Source organism: Entomohabitans teleogrylli (assembly GCF_001484765.1).
Lineage (GTDB): Bacteria > Pseudomonadota > Gammaproteobacteria > Enterobacterales > Enterobacteriaceae > Entomohabitans > Entomohabitans teleogrylli.
The window spans coordinates 186,387-203,371 of sequence record NZ_KQ947380.1; the positions used below are offsets into that span (position 1 = coordinate 186,387).

Consider the following 16,985-nt stretch of genomic DNA (forward strand, 5'->3'; position numbering starts at 1 on the left):
CGACAGCCGTACCTGCAATACATCTTTTTTCCAGCCGGCGCGTTTACCGCGGTTTGGCTGACCAACGAACCTTAGCCGCCATGAAGTTTATCATTAAATTGTTCCCGGAAATCACTATCAAAAGCCAATCTGTGCGTTTGCGCTTTATAAAAATCCTGACCGGGAATATTCGCAATGTCCTGAAGCGCTACGATGAAGATCTGGCCGTGGTGCGTCACTGGGACCATATCGTGGTGCGCGTGAAGACGCCTGACCAGCAGGAGAATGTTCGCGATGCCCTGACCCGGATTCCGGGTATTCACCATATTCTGGAAGTGGAAGATGTTCCTTTCACCTCCATGCACGATATCTTTGAGCAGACCCTGGCCCTGTATCGCGGTCAACTGGAAAACAAAACCTTCTGTGTGCGGGTCAAGCGCCGCGGCAAACATGAATTCAGCTCTATCGACGTGGAGCGCTATGTGGGCGGCGGTCTGAATCAGCATATCGAATCGGCGCGGGTGAAGCTGACCCATCCGGATGTCACGGTGCATCTGGAAATCGAAGACGATCGCCTGCTGCTGGTGAAAGGGCGCTATGAAGGCATCGGCGGTTTCCCGATCGGCACTCAGGAAGACGTGCTGTCGCTAATCTCCGGCGGCTTCGATTCCGGGGTATCCAGCTATATGCTGATGCGTCGCGGCTGTCGTGTGCATTACTGCTTCTTTAATCTTGGCGGCGCTGCCCATGAAATCGGCGTACGTCAGGTAGCGCATTATTTGTGGAACCGCTTTGGCAGTTCGCACCGGGTACGCTTTGTGGCGATCAACTTTGAACCGGTGGTCGGCGAAATTCTTGAGAAGGTCGATGACGGCCAGATGGGCGTGGTGCTTAAGCGTATGATGGTGCGCGCAGCGTCAAAAGTGGCGGAGCGCTATGGGGTGCAGGCGCTGGTGACCGGCGAGGCGCTGGGCCAGGTGTCCAGCCAGACCCTGACCAACCTGCGGCTGATTGACAACGTCAGCGACACGCTGGTGCTGCGTCCGCTGATTGCCTGGGACAAAGAGCATATTATCAACCTGGCGCGGGAAATCGGCACTGAAGATTTTGCCCGCACGATGCCGGAATACTGCGGCGTGATCTCCAAAAGCCCGACGGTAAAAGCGGTGAAGGCGAAGATCGAAGGCGAAGAGGAGAATTTCGATTTCGCGATCCTCGACCGGGTAGTGGCGGAAGCGGTTAATCTGGATATTCGCGAGATTGCCCGGCAGACCGAACAGGAAGTGGTGGAAGTTGAAACCGTCAGCGGTTTTGGTCCGAACGATGTGATTCTCGACATCCGTTCGATTGACGAACAGGATGACAAGCCGCTCCAGGTGGAGGGGGTCGATGTCGTTTCCCTGCCGTTTTACAAGCTCAGCACGCAGTTCGGTAATCTGGATCAGAGCAAAACCTGGCTGCTGTGGTGTGAGCGCGGGGTGATGAGCCGCCTGCAGGCGCTGTATCTGCGCGAGCAGGGGTTCAGCAATGTCAAAGTGTATCGCCCGTAATGGTTGACCAGACGGCCCGCAGGACGGGCCGTTATTTATTCGTAGTAGTTGTAAATACCTGCCGGAAGCACCAGTTGGCCGGCAACTTCCGCCGCTTTTGCTTTTCCGACCAGCAGTTCAATGATCTTCAGCGCGAAATCCATCGCCGTCCCCGGCCCCTGGCTGGTCAGTAGTTTTACCCGCTCGTCATAATAGGCGCGTTTATCCATCCACCGGTCGGCCGGAATACGCTCTTTCAGGCCCGGAAAACCGGTCATATTGCCGATCGGGAACAGGTTGTGCGGCACCAGTACGGTGCCGGCAGCGGCGCAAATCGCCGCCACTATACGCCCGGAAAGATGAAACTGGCGTACGGTTTCCACCAGCAGCGGGCTGTCGCGGAAGCACTCGGCGCCTTTCAATCCGCCAGGCAGGACAATAACGTCAAAATCGCCGTCGGCGACCGCCACTAACGGCGCATCGGCCAGCAGCCTGACGCCGCGCGAGCAGGTGATGGTGAGGTCGCCATCGCTGGCGACGCTGGCGGTGGTGACCTGAATGCCGGCGCGCACCAGTAAATCAATGGTGGTAACCGCTTCGGTCTCTTCAGTACCAGGGGCGAGACAAACCAGCGCCGACGCGCTCATAATCACTCTCCTTACGTTTGATTTGTTCATACAGGCGGCCGTTGACCGGCGTGTTCAGGCCGTGGGCTCTGGCGCGCTGCAACAGATAGCCGGTGATGTAGTCAATTTCGGTATGGCGCTGCGCCCGGATATCCTGCAGCATTGATGAGATATTTTTTGCGGTACTGTGAATCACTTGGTTGACATAGAACAGCAGATCTTCCGGTGAGGTGTGGTGGCCTTCGCGCTGCATGACCATGGCGACTTCCCTGCAGATGGCTTCTACCTCCTGCGGATAGTCCGTCAGACCGCCGTTCGGGCAGTTATGAAGCGCCGTGAGCGGATTGATCACGCAGTTGACCGCCAGTTTTTTCCACGAAGCGGAGGCGACATCATCGTGCCAGGCGATATCCGGCAGGGCGCATTGCAGCACTTCGGCCAGCCAACTGAAGGTTTTTGCCGCTTCATTGCCCGGGCCGATATGGGTGATCCCCTGAGCTACGTGGATAATGACGTTGCCATCGCGCCGGGCGGCGTGGGTGGTGACCGCCGGTAACAGCGGGCGTCGCAGATGGCGTAGCTCTTCCAGGATTCCCATTCCGTTATGGAGTAACATCACCGGGCAGTTTTCCGGGATTAACGATGCCAGATTCTGTATGGCTTCCGATACCTGCCAGGCTTTCAGGGTCACCAGCAGCAGATCGCTTTGCGCCAGAAAATCGGGATCGTTGGTGGTCAGCGATTGGTTGAAAACGCTGCCGTCGGTTTCAATCAGATTCACACTGCAATACGGCTGAGGAACCCGCAGCCAGCCCTGAACCTCATGCCCCTGTTTGTAAAGCGCAGCGAGCCATAGTTGGCCCAGGGCCCCACAACCTAATACGGTAATCTTCATACATCCTCCTCGCCCGCAACAACCCCGGGCGGCGTAATTCCCTGTATTATAGCTTTTTTAGGTATACATTTAGACTTACAGTTGCCTTACGCGGGTTGTTTTGTGCGGCTCAGTGGGTATTATGCATCGCAACAAAAAGAGAGGGAGAGGAAAAGATGCCATCTTTTGATATTGTTTCCGAAGTCGATCTCCAGGAAGTCCGCAACGCGGTGGATAACGCCACCCGCGAGCTGGAGACCCGTTTTGACTTTCGGAATGTCACCGCCAGTTTTGAACTGAATGACAAAAATCAGACGATTAAAGTGGTCAGCGAGTCAGACTTTCAGGTTAATCAGTTACTGGATATTCTGCGCGGCAAACTACTCAAGCGCGGCATTGAAGGTAGCTCGATTGAGGTGCCGGAAGAGTTTGAGCACAGTGGCAAAACCTGGAGCGCGGATGCCAAACTAAAGCAGGGCATTGATGCGCCGATGGCGAAAAAGATCGTTAAGCTTATCAAAGACAGCAAACTGAAAGTGCAGGCGCAGATCCAGGGCGAGCAGGTGCGGGTCACCGGCAAATCCCGCGACGATCTCCAGGCGGTAATGGCGCTGGTGCGCGGCGGGAATCTGGGGCAGCCGTTCCAGTTCAACAACTTCCGCGACTAAGCCGCGACGGCGCAGCTTATTGCTCCGCCGTCAGCGCCTGTAGCTGTGCGGCGGAGAAGCGAAACACATTCAGATCGACAAAAGTGGTTATCCCCGCCACCCGGCCGCGATTGGCATACTGCCAGAACTGCCATTCACGGGCATCCGGCAGGTTTGGCTGCCGGTAAATATCTCTTATCCAGACGGGATTATCGGGAAAACGCCGCTGCAGGTGATCATCGTAGAATTCCCGGGTGGCATAGATGATGGCTTTTTTGCCGTATACCGCTTCCACACGCTGTAAAAAATGGCCGATCTCGCGTATTAAGGCGGCGGCATCCGGCGCCTGGCAATTGGCGCCGTATTCCAGATCGATAGCCGGCGGCAGTGTCCCGCTTTCTACCGGAACCGTGGCGATAAAGTTTTCCGCCTGAGCCAGTCCCGATTTACAGAATGTGAAAAAGTGGTAGGCCCCTTTGATAAAACCATGCCGCCCGGCGGCCTGCCAGTTGCTGGCGAACAGGGGATCCCGAAAGTCGCCGCCTTCGCTGGCTTTTATAAGAACGAAATGGATCTGCCGGCTATCGAGCTGCGGCCAGTCGATTTGGCGCTGGTGATGGGAGATATCGATACCGCGCACCGGGTAGCGCTCCAGCGAAGGGTAATTGAGACGCAGATATCCCTGATAAAACGCAGTATGCAGCACGGCCAAGGCGCCGACCGCCAGCAACAATATTCCGACAATCCACCGGTAGCGCCTGCGGCGCAGAAGAGATCCGATCATGACACTTCCCTATCAAAACGCGCCTCTGGCGCCGGGATTACCCGGCGGCGCTGGTTTTCAGCCAGGTCTCAATTTCCACCCGGTTGGTGATTTTACTGTCAATCTTCACATACGCGCTGCGTTCTTCCGGCACGATAAACGCCTCGCTGACGCCGTCGCGGGCCAGCAGACGCTGTTGTAAATCGTCGCGGTCCATGGCCTGTTCCGGCAGCTCAATTCGCAGGCTGCTGACATAGGGCGGCTCCTGCATGGTGGTACTGACCACCAGCCACAGGGTCGCCAGCAGCGCCCCGGCCAGGAAAACGGTCTGTGAGTCAAAATAACCGCCGAGCCAGCCGCCCAGCGAACCGCCCAGCGCGACGCCAAGGAACTGGCTGGTGGAGTAAATCCCCATCGCCGTACCTTTATAGCCGGCGGGAGCCTCTTTGCTGATCAACGACGGCAGGAGCGCTTCCAGCAGATTAAAGGCGAGGAAGAATAGCTGAACCCCAACCACCAGTTCCCAGAAACGGTTCCCGGCTCCCCAGAGTACGATTTCCGCCACCACCAGAGTAATCACGCAGCCGACGAATACCCGCTTCATATGGCGTTTGACTTCCGCATAGATGATACACGGCACCACGGAGGCAAAAGAGATAAGCATGGTAAACAGGTAAATCTTCCAGTGCTGCGGGGCGGGTAAGCCCGCCTGTTCAAGCTGGCCGGGGAGCGCCACGAAGGTGGACATCAACAGGATATGCAGGCACATGATGCCGAAGTTCAGCTTCAGCAGTTTCGGATTAGCCAGCACTTTACTGAAGCAGCCTTTGACCATGCCGGATTCGCGGTTCAGAACATGGTTTTTACTGTCCGGCACCAGCCACAGGGTGATGACAATCCCGAGGCTGGCCAGAATAGCAATCATCCAGAACAGGGCGTTCAGTCCCAGCGCATGGGTAATAATCGGCCCCAGCACCATGGCGATAGCAAAAGTAATCCCGAAGCTGACGCCGATAAACGCCATGGCTTTGGTGCGGTTCTGTTCGCGGGTCAGATCGGAAAGCAGCGCCATGACAGCGGCGGCGATAGCCCCGGAACCTTGCAGGGCGCGACCAATAATGATCCCCCAAATCGAGGAGGAGAGGGCTGCGACAATGCTGCCCAGTACGAAAACCAGCAGACCGCCGACAATCAACGGTTTCCGACCGATACGGTCAGAAACCAGGCCAAAGGGGATCTGAAACACCGCCTGTGCCAGCCCGTAAATCCCGATGGCGATACCGATAAGCGCCTCACTGGCGCCCTGCAGAGCCATGCCGTATGTCGTTAACACCGGGAGTACCATAAACATTCCCAGCATTCGCAGGGAAAAAACGCTCCCTAAACCCCAGGTCGCCCGAAGTTCGACCGGCGTCATTTTATAATCGTTCATTGCCACCTCGGCTGAAAATTCGGCTCTATAGTAGTGCGGGGAGAGGTATGGGTAAATGACTGGTTGTTTAGAAAATATTACTCTGGGTGGCGATTAGTGCTGTGAATGGAAAAGGCCGCCCGAGCGCCCTTTGAGATTGATGACAAATCTCATCTCATTACTGAACGTGCGGATATTACCCGTTAACCAATAAGGAAAATCAATGGATTGATTTTCGGCTGATAACCACAAAGAGGAAAAATCACGTTTTTTCCCTTTGTCAGTAGCTAAAAAGGGCGCCTGAGCGCCCTTTTTTATCGCAGAACGGTATTACCAGACGTAGGTCAGTAGGCTACCGGAATCCGGAACCATAAAATCGACTGACATCATGACACTCAGGGAAGTGATCGCCACGATAGAAAAGACGAACAGTTTGCGCGCCCAGACTCTGTCGTCCGCGACGTTGTAGCCGCGCAGCGCCATACCCAGCCACCAGACGCTGACCGCGGCGGCAACCACCAGGTATTTGTAACCGGCGTAGCCGCCCAGCGACAGCATCAGGGTGGCGACAGCGAAAGCGATGATGTACAGCGTGATATGGTTTTTGGCGACCGAAATACCTTTCACCACCGGCAGTACCGGAATATTGGCAGCCTGGTAATCTTTAAAGCGGAAGATGGCAATCGCATAGGAGTGCGGCATCTGCCACAGGCTGAAGATCGCCAGCAGGATAGCGGCGCCGGTATCGAAATCACCGGTCACCGCGCAGTAGCCAATCACCGGCGGCGCGGCGCCGGACAGACTGCCGATCAGGGTGCCGTAGACCGAGTGACGCTTCATCCACAGGCTATAAACCCCGACGTACACCACAAAGCCCATTACCGCCAGCCACATGGCCAGCGGATTAGCGCCAAACCACAGCATGACAAAGCCAGCAATACCCAGCACAGTGGCGTACACCAGCGATACTTTCGGTGAAATCAGGCCTTTTACCAGCACCCGGTTCTTCGTCCTTTCCATCTTACGGTCGATATCCCTGTCGATTACGTTGTTGTAAACGCAACCCGACGCCACGACCAGGGATACACCCACCAGCGTGTAGAGGAAGAGGGGATAGTCAATATGGCCTTTTGCGGCCAACAGAAATCCCCCGATGACAGAAATTAAATTGCCGAAAATAATTCCTGGTTTCGTTACTTGCAGGTATTGCTTAATCATGTTCGCCGCTCTTAGTGAACCATCATGTTGTAGTTGAGGTTCCACATAATCCAGATTGAACCCACTACCAGGATGGCGATGATCAGCACGGTAAAGATAAAGGCGGTCAGGTTCCAGCGCTCCTCCGAAGAGGTGTTCATATGCAGGAAGCAGACCAGGTGAACCAGAATCTGTACCACCGCCGTGACCAGAACGGTACCCAGAATGGCGCCTTGCGAGGCGGTGCCATTCATGACCATCCAGAACGGAATCACGGTCAGAATGATCGACAGGATAAACCCTGTCATATATGTTTTTACGCTGCCGTGGGCGGCGCCGTTGTGATCGGTTGAATGACTCATTACATCGCCCCCATCAGATAAACCACAGAGAACACGCAGATCCACACCACATCCAGGAAGTGCCAGAACATGCTCAGGCACATCAGGCGGGTGCGGTTGGTGCTGGTCAGCCCGCGACGGGATACCTGGAACATCATCACCAGCATCCAGATAAGACCGGAGGTGACGTGCAGACCGTGGGTACCGACCAGCGCGAAGAAGGCGGACAGGAAGCCGCTGCGATCCGGGCCCATACCTTCGGCGATCAGGTGGTGGAATTCATAAATTTCCATCCCCACGAACCCGGCCCCGAACAGGAAGGTCAGAGCGAGCCAGGACATAACCTGGCTCTGGTTGTTTTTGTTCATGGCGATAACCGCCATGCCATATGTGATGGAGCTGAACAGCAGCAGGAACGTTTCTACCAGTACGAACGGCAGTTCAAAAATGTCCTTCCCGGTCGGGCCGCCTGCGGTGCCGTTGACCAGCACCGCGTAGGTAGCGAACAGACAGGAGAACAGAATGCAGTCGCTCATCAGGTAGATCCAGAATCCAAAAACCTTATTGGATCCGGTATCGTGGTGCCCGTGTTCGTGCGCATGGGCATTCGCATGAGTCAGAGTATCAGTTGCCATTTTTCAGCCCTGCTTTAGTAAGTTCGTCGAAATGCTGGTTTTCCAGTTTTTCGATTTGCGCAACCGGTACGTAGTAATCCACGTCCTCGTCAAAGCTTTTCACAATCCAGGTGGCGATGATGCCCACAAAACTCAGGATTGCCAGCCACCAGATATGCCAGATCATGGCGAAGCCAAACACGGTGCTGAAGGCGCCAATCACGATGCCAGCGGCGCTGTTTTTCGGCATATGGATCTCTTCATAGCCGGCGGGTTTCTTGTACGCTTCGCCTTTATCTTTCATTTCCTGGAACGCGTCGCGTTCGTGAACCTGCGGGACAATGGCAAAGTTATAGAACGGCGCCGGAGATGACGTTGCCCACTCCAGGGTACGGCCGCCCCACGGGTCGCCGGTCAGGTCGCGGTTCTGGTCGCGATCGCGGATGGATACGAAGATCTGAATCAACTGGCAGATGATGCCCAGCGCAATCAGCGCGGCGCCGCAGGCGGCAACCATCAGCATCGGGTGGAACTGCGGGTCGATATCCTGGCTCAGGCGACGGGTCATCCCCATAAAGCCCAGTACGTACAGCGGCATAAAGGCCACGAAGAAGCCGACGATCCACAGCCAGAAGGCGCGTTTGCCCCAGGTTTCGTTGAGGGTGAAACCGAAGGCCTTCGGCCACCAGTAAGTCATCCCGGCAAAGCAACCGAATACCACGCCGCCGATAATCACGTTATGGAAGTGGGCAATCAGGAACAGGCTGTTGTGCAGTACGAAGTTCGCGCCCGGCACAGCCAGCAGTACCCCGGTCATCCCGCCGACGGTGAAGGTAACGATGAAGCCCACCGTCCACAGCATCGCCGAATTGAAGGTGATACGGCCCTGGTACATGGTAAACAGCCAGTTGAAAATCTTAACCCCGGTCGGGATTGCGATAATCATCGTGGTGATACCAAAGAAGGCGTTAACGTTAGCGCCGGCGCCCATGGTGAAGAAGTGGTGCAGCCAGACGATGAACGACAGAATAGTAATACATACCGTCGCCCATACCAGCGAGGTATAACCAAACAGACGTTTGCGTGAGAAGGTGGCGGTGATTTCAGAGAACACACCGAACACCGGCAGCACCAGAATGTACACTTCCGGATGGCCCCAGGCCCAGATCAGGTTGATGTACATCATCATGTTGCCGCCCATTTCGTTAGTGAAGAAATGGGTGCCCAGATAGCGGTCCAGGGTCAACAGGGCAATGGTTACCGTCAGGATCGGGAAGGAGACGATAATCAGGATGTTGGCGCACAGCGCGGTCCAGGTAAACACTGGCATTTTGAACATGGTCATGCCAGGCGCACGCATACGCAGGATGGTAACGAAGAAGTTAATCCCGGTCAGCGTAGTACCAATCCCCGATAGCTGTAGACTCCATATCCAGTAATCGACTCCGACGCCAGGGCTGAATTCAATCCCCGATAGCGGCGGATAGGCCAGCCAGCCAGTTTGCCCGAATTCACCAATCCCGAGGGAGAGGTTAACCAGGATCACCCCAACGACCGTGAACCAAAAGCTCAGGTTGTTAAGGAACGGATAAGCCACATCGCGGGCGCCGATCTGCAGCGGAACCACCAGGTTCATCAGACCTATAACAAACGGCATCGCCACGAAGAAGATCATAATAACGCCGTGAGCGGTAAAGACCTGATCGTAGTGATGGGGCGGCAGGAAGCCGGCTTCGCCGGCGGAGGCCAGCGCCTGTTGGCTACGCATCATGATGGCGTCGGCAAAGCCGCGCAGCAGCATCACGATAGCGACAATGATATACATAATACCCAGTCGTTTATGGTCGACTGAGGTTAGCCACTCGTTCCATAAGTATGACCACTTACCGAAGTAAGTGATGGCCGCCAGTATCGCCAGTCCCCCGACGATAATGGCTGCTATCGTTACCATGATAATCGGCTCATGGAACGGAATTGCATCCAGTGTAAGTTTTCCGAACATCGTTATATTCCTCGGCGCCCTTATTCAGACGCTTGCGCGTGACTCATGTCCATACCTTCCATACCGTGTGCGGCGTGCTCGCCTTCCGGCTGGGTCATGTCCATGCTCTTCCCGTGGCCCATGAATTTGTTGATGACGTCTTTAAACAAATCCGCTTTCACACTTGAGAAGTATTCGACTTTGTGGTTTTCGCTCGGTACAGCCAGTTTTTCATAAGCCGCCATGTCATTCATGGTTTCCGGCGATTGCTTCACCGTGGCGACCCACTGGTCGAAGCCCGCTCTGTCCGGCGTCGCGATGGCTTTAAACTTCATACCGGAGAAGCCCGCGCCGCTATAGCTTGAGGAGATACCGTCATAGGTGCCTGCTTCATTAGCGACCAGATGCAGTCGGGTCTGCATCCCCGCCATGGCGTAGATCTGGCTGCCTAAACGCGGAATAAAGAAGGAGTTCATCACCGAGTTAGAGGTGATTTTGAATTCCACTGGCGTATTCGCCGGGAAGGCGATTTCGTTGACGGTAGCAATACCCTGTTCCGGATAGATAAAGAACCATTTCCAGTCCATAGAAACCACTTCAATGGTCAGCGGCTTCTCGCCGTTGTCGGCCAGAGGCTTGCTGGGCTCCAGGGCGTGGGTAGTTTTCCAGGTCAGTACCGCCAGGAAGATGATGATAAGGATAGGCACTGTCCAGACCACCGCTTCAATCTTATTGGAGTGTGACCAGTTAGGGCTGTACTTCGCATCTTTATTGGTAGCGCGATACTTCCAGGCAAATCCGATTGCCATCAGGATGGCAGGAATAACCACGATCAACATCAGGCCGAAAGCCGTCAGTATCAGGGAGCGTTGTTCCAGGCCTATCTGTCCTTTGGGGTTGAGAAGTGCCGAATCACAGCCGCTGAGTAAAACAGCGCCTGCGATTAATGACAACAATCCCAAGCTTTTATTGTATTTCCTGAGTCTCATTTAACGACCTCAATTCCGGAGGGGGATCTGGTGGCGTTTAAGTGTGGCTGCATTTTACGGGAAGGTTACATTACTGTAAACATGTTAGGGGTATGTCAGGGGTGTGTTATTGGGTTTCGTCAGGGATGTCACACGAATTGCAACAAAATGTAAAATTTAAGCCTGAACAGGGACATGATACAGGTTATAACAAAACGCATTGTAAAGAAAGGTCAATGTGGCCAATTGGTATAACCAATATGAATAAGAAAACAATTGATTAACAAATTTAGCCCAAATAAGGAACAATTAAAAAACACAAAAAGAACAAAGATATTTTTTTCAGTGGCTGAATCGTTAAGGATAATATCGCACGTAATGATAAGCTGGAATATTCCTGGGGTCCATCGCTACGCTTGCTAATATTTCATTAACCTTATCAACTGCTCTCTTTTTCAGCAGATAAATAGTTTATGGCATGAACTGTATAATAAAAATTAAGTAATAAATCGTCTCAGTTAATTAGATCTGCCTGTAATGTCGCTATCTGCAGGGGGCGGCCCGGCTTTAACGCAGGTGTGGGCCGGGAGAAAGATTAACAGGCCTTGACAGACCCGGGGAGAGGAGGGCGAAGATGCGCCGCCGACGCGCGCCGGACAACACATTTTCGACAGGCGCTTAAACCAGTGCCCGGCGGCGCAGCGCCAGATAGTCAAGAACCGCGCCCAGCAGAATACCGCCTACGGCAAACCAGACGCCCCATTCCAGTAACAGGGTGTCAATAGTGAGGGCGGTCAGCGCAAGAGCATTGCTGATAATCACCAATAGCCACATCAGGAACAGCAACGTCCCGATGCTCAGCAGGCGCAGGGCGAAACGATAGGCGCGGGTAAAGGATTCCCGCGGCATAAAGGTTTCGGTCTGCTGGGTATATTCCAGCGTCTGGCGGCAGATCAGCAGCAATATTATGCCAGGTACCGCGGCGGCGACAGAAAACAGGTAGAAGGTCGGCCAGCCGTGCGCTTCCACAAACCAGCCGGCAATCGGGCCGACGTATACCCTGCCTACCGCCGACAGGGCGCTGAGCAAGGCAAACTGGGTGGCGGAAAACGACTTATTGCACAGCGTCATCAGCAGGGCGACAAAGGCTGCAGTACCCATTCCGCCGCACAGGTTCTCGACAAAAATCGCGCTGCCCATCGTGAACAGATGCTTGTCGGTGACCGACAGCAGCCAGTAGCCGGCGTTGGACACTCCCTGCAAAATGCCGAAGAAAAACAGCGCCCGGAATAGTGACAGGCGCTGCATAAGGACGCCGCCCAACAGTGCGCCGACAATGGTGGCGAATAGCCCCAGCGTTTTGTTGACCACCCCGACTTCTCCGGCGTCAAAGCCCAGTCCGCGGATTAGGAAGGTGGTGGTCAGGCTCATGGCAAAGGCGTCTCCCAACTTATACATCACTATCAGCAGCAAGATCAGCCAGGCGTTATTGCGACCGAAAAAATCTTTCAACGGGGCGATCACCGCCTGCTCCAGCGAGCGCGGAGCCGGAATCGCCTCATCCGGCTCCGGTGCCAGCAGGGTGGCGATAATGCAGGGAATTAACAGCGCCGCCATCAGCCAGTAGGTCGCCTGCCAGCCAAGGTAACGATCCGCCAGCCACAGGGCCAGTCCGCCGGAAACCAGCATCGCCAGGCGGTAGCCGAGCACGCTGATCGCCGCGCCGCTGCCGCGCTCCTCCGCGGGCAAAACGTCGGTTTTCCAGGCGTCGAAAACAATGTCCTGGGAGGCGGAGCAGAAGGCGATGATCACCGCCAGCGCCGCCATCCAGCGCAGGTGCGAGGAGGGCTCCATAAAGCCCATTCCGGCGATGGCGACCAGCAGCAAAATCTGGGTAATCAGCAGCCACCCCCGGCGCCGCCCCAGCAACGGCGGCGTGTAGCGGTCCATCAGCGGCGACCAGAGAAATTTAAATACATAGGCCTGACCGACCAGAGAGAAAAAACCGATGGTTTTCAGATCGATGCCGTCGACGGTCATCCATGCCTGTAGGGTACCGGAGGTGAGGGCCAGCGGAAGGCCGGACGCGAAGCCAAGAATTAATAAAATGGCAGATTTAGGTTGCTGAAAAATACGTAAATAATGACTGGACATGGCTAACTCAGTGGCTGGCCCGCAAGACGCGGGCCAGAAGAATAACAATTAACGGGCGTTCTGCTTAATGAACTCGTGAACGCTGGTGTCCTGAGCCATATCTGTGATGGTATCGCTCAGTACGGTGTTAACCGCGTCGGCGATATTCTTGTTGGAGGCCTGCAGCGCGCCTTCGACGCTATAGCTGGAACGGTAGTTTTTGGTCATCTTGTTGCCGTTTTTCGCCGTGGCAATAATGATGATGTCCGATTTGGTGGAGATGGTATAGCGCAGGTTCCCCTGGCTGACATCCGCAAACAGTTGGTTAACAATGATTTGCAGGTCGACGGCGCCATTCGGGCCAATCATATAGCCGCGGGAAGTCATCTGTTTTTCCAGCACTTCCTGGAGCAGGAAACGCAGGTCGCGGGAAGCCGTCAGGGTCACCAGTTTATTGTCGCGGGTCACTTTAGACAGCGCCTGGTCGGCGCGCTGATCGGCGCCATTGATGCTGACGGTCACGCCCATCAAACTGGGGTCCTGTTGCGGCAGGGTAATTTTCGGGGACACGTCAATGGTCGTCGGCGGCGTGGCGCAGCCGGCAATCATAAACGCTGCGATGAGCGGGAATAGCATTTTTTTCAGCATGTTCAGGGTCTCAACGTATCAGGTATACCAAAAATTGCGGCCATCATAGCACTGCCTGGGCCAGGCGGTAACCAGGTCAGGGGGGTAAATTCAGCCTTATCTGACTTTTCCACATTCTGTCGGTAATTTTGCGCGATAGCCAGCCGGAGCGGCGCCGGCTGGCGGTTGTTTGCGCGCAGGGCTTACTGCCAATGGGGTAAAAAGCAGAATTTTATTGTTGTATGCTAATAGAAGCGGCAAAAGCGGCTAACATTTAAAGGGATGGGTGGCATCTCTGCGTTGTTAAGGAGATCATTATGATGGTACGCGAGCAAATAGAAGCAAAGTTAAAGGCGGCATTTAACCCTGTGTTCCTGGAAGTCGTTGATGAAAGCTATCGTCACAATGTCCCTGCCGGCTCTGAAAGCCATTTCAAAGTCATACTGGTCAGCGATCGCTTCACGGGAGAACGATTTTTAACCCGCCACCGGCTAATTTATAGTGCGTTAAGCGAGGAACTGGCAAAAAGCGTGCATGCGCTGGCGCTGCACACCTATACGCATAAGGAGTGGGAGGCGCTGCAGGATACGGTGTTCGCTTCGCCGCCCTGTAAAGGGGCTGGCAGCATTGCCTGATCGCTAATCGTTTGCATCGTTATCGGTTTTTCCGGTATGTTCGGTGCGCCAGTATCCAGAAAACGGCCCGCGGGCCGTTTTCTTTTGTCTGAAAAAACCGTTATGGGCGAGGTTTCAGGCAAACTTCGCCAGGAATTGTGAAAAAAGCCGCACCCTGGCGCGATAACCGTTCTCGACTCACTAATATGATGCCGCTATAATGCTGCGTCTTAATTTTCGGAATGTCTTCGGGATGATTCTGGCGACAGGGAATGTGATTCTGATTCAGAAAGCATCCCGGTACCGGGAAGCGCATAGAGTGGCTTCCGGAGTTGACCGAGCACTGTGATTTTTTGAGGTAACAAGATGCAAGTTTCAGTTGAAACCACTCAGGGCCTTGGGCGCCGTGTAACGATTACTATCGCTGCTGACAGCATCGAGAACGCGGTAAAAAGCGAGCTGGTCAACGTGGCGAAAAAAGTTCGCATTGACGGTTTCCGCAAGGGCAAAGTACCGATGAATATTGTTGCTCAGCGTTATGGCGCATCTGTTCGCCAGGATGTGCTGGGCGACCTGATGAGCCGCAACTTTATTGATGCGATCATCAAAGAAAAAATTAATCCGGCTGGCGCGCCGAACTATGTTCCGGGCGAATACAAACTGGGCGAAGACTTTACTTACGCCGTTGAGTTTGAAGTGTATCCGGAAGTTGAACTGAAAGGTCTGGAAGAGATCGAAGTTGAAAAGCCGGTTGTTGAAGTGGCTGATACTGACGTTGACACCATGCTGGATACCCTGCGCAAGCAGCAGGCGAGCTGGAAAGAAAAAGACGGCGCCGTTGATGCGGAAGATCGCGTTACCATCGATTTCACTGGCTCTGTAGACGGTGAAGAGTTCGAAGGCGGCAAAGCGAGCGATTTCGTTCTGGCTATGGGCCAGGGCCGTATGATCCCGGGCTTTGAAGACGGCATCAAGGGTCATAAAGCGGGCGAAGAGTTCACCATCGACGTGACCTTCCCGGAAGAGTACCACGCAGAAAACCTGAAGGGTAAAGCGGCGAAGTTCGTAATTAACCTGAAGAAAGTCGAAGAGCGTGAACTGCCGGAACTGACCGAAGAGTTCATCAAGCGTTTCGGCGTGGAAGACGGCTCTGTCGCCGGTCTGCGTACTGAAGTGCGTAAGAACATGGAGCGTGAGCTGAAAGGTGCGGTGCGTAACCGCGTTAAGTCTCAGGCTATCGACGGTCTGGTGAAAGCCAATGAAATCGATATCCCGTCAGCGTTGATCGACGGCGAAATCGATGTACTGCGTCGCCAGGCGGCACAGCGCTTCGGTGGTAACCAGAAGCAGGCGATGGAGCTGCCGCGCGAACTGTTCGAAGAGCAGGCGAAGCGCCGGGTTATCGTTGGTCTGCTGCTGGGTGAAGTGATTCGCACCCACGAGCTGAAAGCTGACGAAGATCGCGTGAAAGTGCTGATCGAAGAGATGGCTTCCGCTTACGAAGATCCGCAGGAAGTAGTCGAGTTCTACAGCAAAAACAAAGAGCTGATGGACAACATGCGCAATGTTGCCCTGGAAGAGCAGGCCGTAGAAGCGATTCTGGAAAAAGCGAAAGTCACTGAGAAGAGCACTACTTTCAGTGAGCTGATGAACCAGCAGGCCTGATGCGCTGACGGTTGCATCTGCGATCATAAGCCCGTCACCAGAGGTGGCGGGCTTTTTTTTTCATAACCGGTCGTCGATGAAAACTCTTTTTCCCGGGTTAGCGTAACGGGAAAAGGTTGTTATGCTTGAAACAGAGCATGGGTATCCCCATAACCATGGGTGAATGTGTTTAGCGACCCTGACTGATATGCGTCCGTGTGTCAGACCACGTATCGTAGTCATCCAGCGTGGTCTCAAGTAGAATCAGTATGCCTGGTCAGTGAAAACGATAATGAAGGAGACGGACATGTCATACAGTGGCGAACAAAATCAATTTGCACCCCATATGGCCCTGGTGCCGATGGTTATAGAGCAGACTTCTCGCGGCGAGCGTTCTTTTGATATCTATTCCCGTCTGCTTAAAGAGCGCGTCATCTTTCTGACCGGCCAGGTTGAAGACCATATGGCGAATCTGATTGTGGCGCAGATGCTGTTTCTGGAAGCGGAAAATCCGGAAAAGGACATCTACCTGTACATCAATTCTCCGGGCGGGGTGATTACCGCCGGGATGTCTATCTACGACACCATGCAGTTTATCAAGCCGGATGTCAGCACCATTTGTATGGGCCAGGCGGCATCAATGGGCGCGTTCCTGCTTACCGCCGGGGCTAAAGGTAAACGCTTTTGCCTGCCGAACTCCCGGGTAATGATTCACCAGCCGCTGGGTGGCTACCAGGGGCAGGCTACGGATATCGAAATCCATGCCAGAGAGATTCTCAAAGTGAAGGCGCGTATGAATGAGCTGATGGCGCAACATACCGGCCAGCCTCTTGCCCAGATAGAGACTGACACCGAGCGCGATCGTTTCCTCTCCGCCAGTGAAGCGGTAGAGTATGGTCTGGTTGATTCAATTTTAACCCATCGCACCTGATACCCTGTCGGGGCCGCTATACTGTAACAGGGCGGTTCCTGATGTCGGATATCCGGGGGGCAGGGGTTTAGCGTTTGCGCTGTACTGCAGCGCAGAGCAACAGAGA

General features: G+C 54.4%; 16 protein-coding genes. 5 read left to right on the plus strand and 11 right to left on the minus strand.

What is annotated here, in order from left to right:
• Positions 1 to 80 precede the first annotated feature (80 nt).
• Complete coding sequence (thiI, locus tag AQ981_RS09670; RefSeq protein ID WP_058911536.1) at positions 81 to 1,529, plus strand: tRNA uracil 4-sulfurtransferase ThiI; 1,449 nt, start codon at positions 81 to 83, stop codon at positions 1,527 to 1,529.
• A gap of 35 nt (positions 1,530 to 1,564) precedes the next feature.
• Here the strand turns inward: thiI and yajL are convergent, their stop codons facing one another.
• The gene (yajL, locus tag AQ981_RS09675) at positions 1,565 to 2,155 is read right to left on the minus strand and encodes a protein deglycase YajL (RefSeq protein WP_058911537.1); all 591 of its coding nucleotides are present in this window, start codon (positions 2,153 to 2,155) and stop codon (positions 1,565 to 1,567) included.
• Complete coding sequence (gene panE, locus AQ981_RS09680; protein ID WP_058911538.1) at positions 2,115 to 3,029, minus strand: 2-dehydropantoate 2-reductase; 915 nt, start codon at positions 3,027 to 3,029, stop codon at positions 2,115 to 2,117. The genes yajL and panE overlap by 41 nt, the downstream gene beginning before the upstream one ends.
• Positions 3,030 to 3,184: 155 nt before the next feature.
• Here panE and AQ981_RS09685 point away from each other — a divergent pair, with 155 nt between their 5' ends.
• Entirely contained in the window at positions 3,185 to 3,676 is a 492-nt protein-coding gene (locus AQ981_RS09685; protein WP_058911539.1) for a YajQ family cyclic di-GMP-binding protein, read from the plus strand.
• Between the two features lie 16 nt (positions 3,677 to 3,692).
• On the opposite strand, the gene AQ981_RS09690 is transcribed toward AQ981_RS09685, so the two are convergent.
• The 9 genes from AQ981_RS09690 to AQ981_RS09730 all read right to left on the minus strand — a co-directional run bounded on the left by AQ981_RS09690 (position 3,693) and on the right by AQ981_RS09730 (position 13,711).
• On the minus strand, positions 3,693 to 4,439 hold the full coding sequence (locus AQ981_RS09690; RefSeq protein ID WP_121500639.1) for a glycoside hydrolase family 25 protein: 747 nt from the start codon (positions 4,437 to 4,439) through the stop codon (positions 3,693 to 3,695).
• 37 nt (positions 4,440 to 4,476) lie between these two features.
• On the minus strand, positions 4,477 to 5,850 hold the full coding sequence (locus AQ981_RS09695) for an MFS transporter (RefSeq protein WP_058911540.1): 1,374 nt from the start codon (positions 5,848 to 5,850) through the stop codon (positions 4,477 to 4,479).
• A gap of 309 nt (positions 5,851 to 6,159) precedes the next feature.
• Entirely contained in the window at positions 6,160 to 7,047 is an 888-nt protein-coding gene (gene cyoE / locus AQ981_RS09700) for a heme o synthase (RefSeq protein ID WP_058911541.1), read from the minus strand.
• 11 nt (positions 7,048 to 7,058) lie between these two features.
• On the minus strand, positions 7,059 to 7,388 hold the full coding sequence (locus AQ981_RS09705; RefSeq protein WP_058911542.1) for a cytochrome o ubiquinol oxidase subunit IV: 330 nt from the start codon (positions 7,386 to 7,388) through the stop codon (positions 7,059 to 7,061).
• Positions 7,388 to 8,002 (minus strand): cytochrome o ubiquinol oxidase subunit III, encoded by a 615-nt coding sequence (locus AQ981_RS09710; RefSeq protein ID WP_058911543.1) that lies wholly within the window; start codon positions 8,000 to 8,002, stop codon positions 7,388 to 7,390. Before AQ981_RS09710 ends, AQ981_RS09705 begins: the two co-directional genes overlap by 1 nt.
• On the minus strand, positions 7,992 to 9,983 hold the full coding sequence (gene cyoB, locus AQ981_RS09715; RefSeq protein ID WP_058911544.1) for a cytochrome o ubiquinol oxidase subunit I: 1,992 nt from the start codon (positions 9,981 to 9,983) through the stop codon (positions 7,992 to 7,994). Before cyoB ends, AQ981_RS09710 begins: the two co-directional genes overlap by 11 nt.
• 20 nt (positions 9,984 to 10,003) lie before the next feature.
• Positions 10,004 to 10,951 carry a cytochrome o ubiquinol oxidase subunit II gene (gene cyoA, locus AQ981_RS09720; protein WP_058911545.1) on the minus strand — a complete coding sequence of 316 codons (948 nt, stop codon included), beginning with the start codon at positions 10,949 to 10,951 and terminating at the stop codon, positions 10,004 to 10,006.
• A gap of 657 nt (positions 10,952 to 11,608) precedes the next feature.
• A complete protein-coding gene (gene ampG, locus AQ981_RS09725) occupies positions 11,609 to 13,084 on the minus strand; it encodes a muropeptide MFS transporter AmpG (protein ID WP_058911546.1) in 1,476 nt (491 codons plus the stop codon).
• Between the two features lie 48 nt (positions 13,085 to 13,132).
• Positions 13,133 to 13,711, minus strand: a complete 579-nt coding sequence (locus tag AQ981_RS09730; protein ID WP_058911547.1) for a lipoprotein — start codon at positions 13,709 to 13,711, stop codon at positions 13,133 to 13,135.
• A 296-nt stretch (positions 13,712 to 14,007) separates the two neighbouring features.
• Between AQ981_RS09730 and bolA the strand changes: the two genes are divergently transcribed.
• From bolA to clpP, 3 genes are all read left to right on the plus strand, one after another.
• Positions 14,008 to 14,325 (plus strand): transcriptional regulator BolA, encoded by a 318-nt coding sequence (gene bolA / locus AQ981_RS09735; protein WP_058911548.1) that lies wholly within the window; start codon positions 14,008 to 14,010, stop codon positions 14,323 to 14,325.
• Positions 14,326 to 14,670: 345 nt separating this feature from the next.
• Positions 14,671 to 15,969 carry a trigger factor gene (gene tig / locus AQ981_RS09740; RefSeq protein WP_058911549.1) on the plus strand — a complete coding sequence of 433 codons (1,299 nt, stop codon included), beginning with the start codon at positions 14,671 to 14,673 and terminating at the stop codon, positions 15,967 to 15,969.
• A 286-nt stretch (positions 15,970 to 16,255) separates the two neighbouring features.
• Complete coding sequence (gene clpP, locus AQ981_RS09745) at positions 16,256 to 16,879, plus strand: ATP-dependent Clp endopeptidase proteolytic subunit ClpP (protein ID WP_058911550.1); 624 nt, start codon at positions 16,256 to 16,258, stop codon at positions 16,877 to 16,879.
• Positions 16,880 to 16,985: the final 106 nt, after the last annotated feature.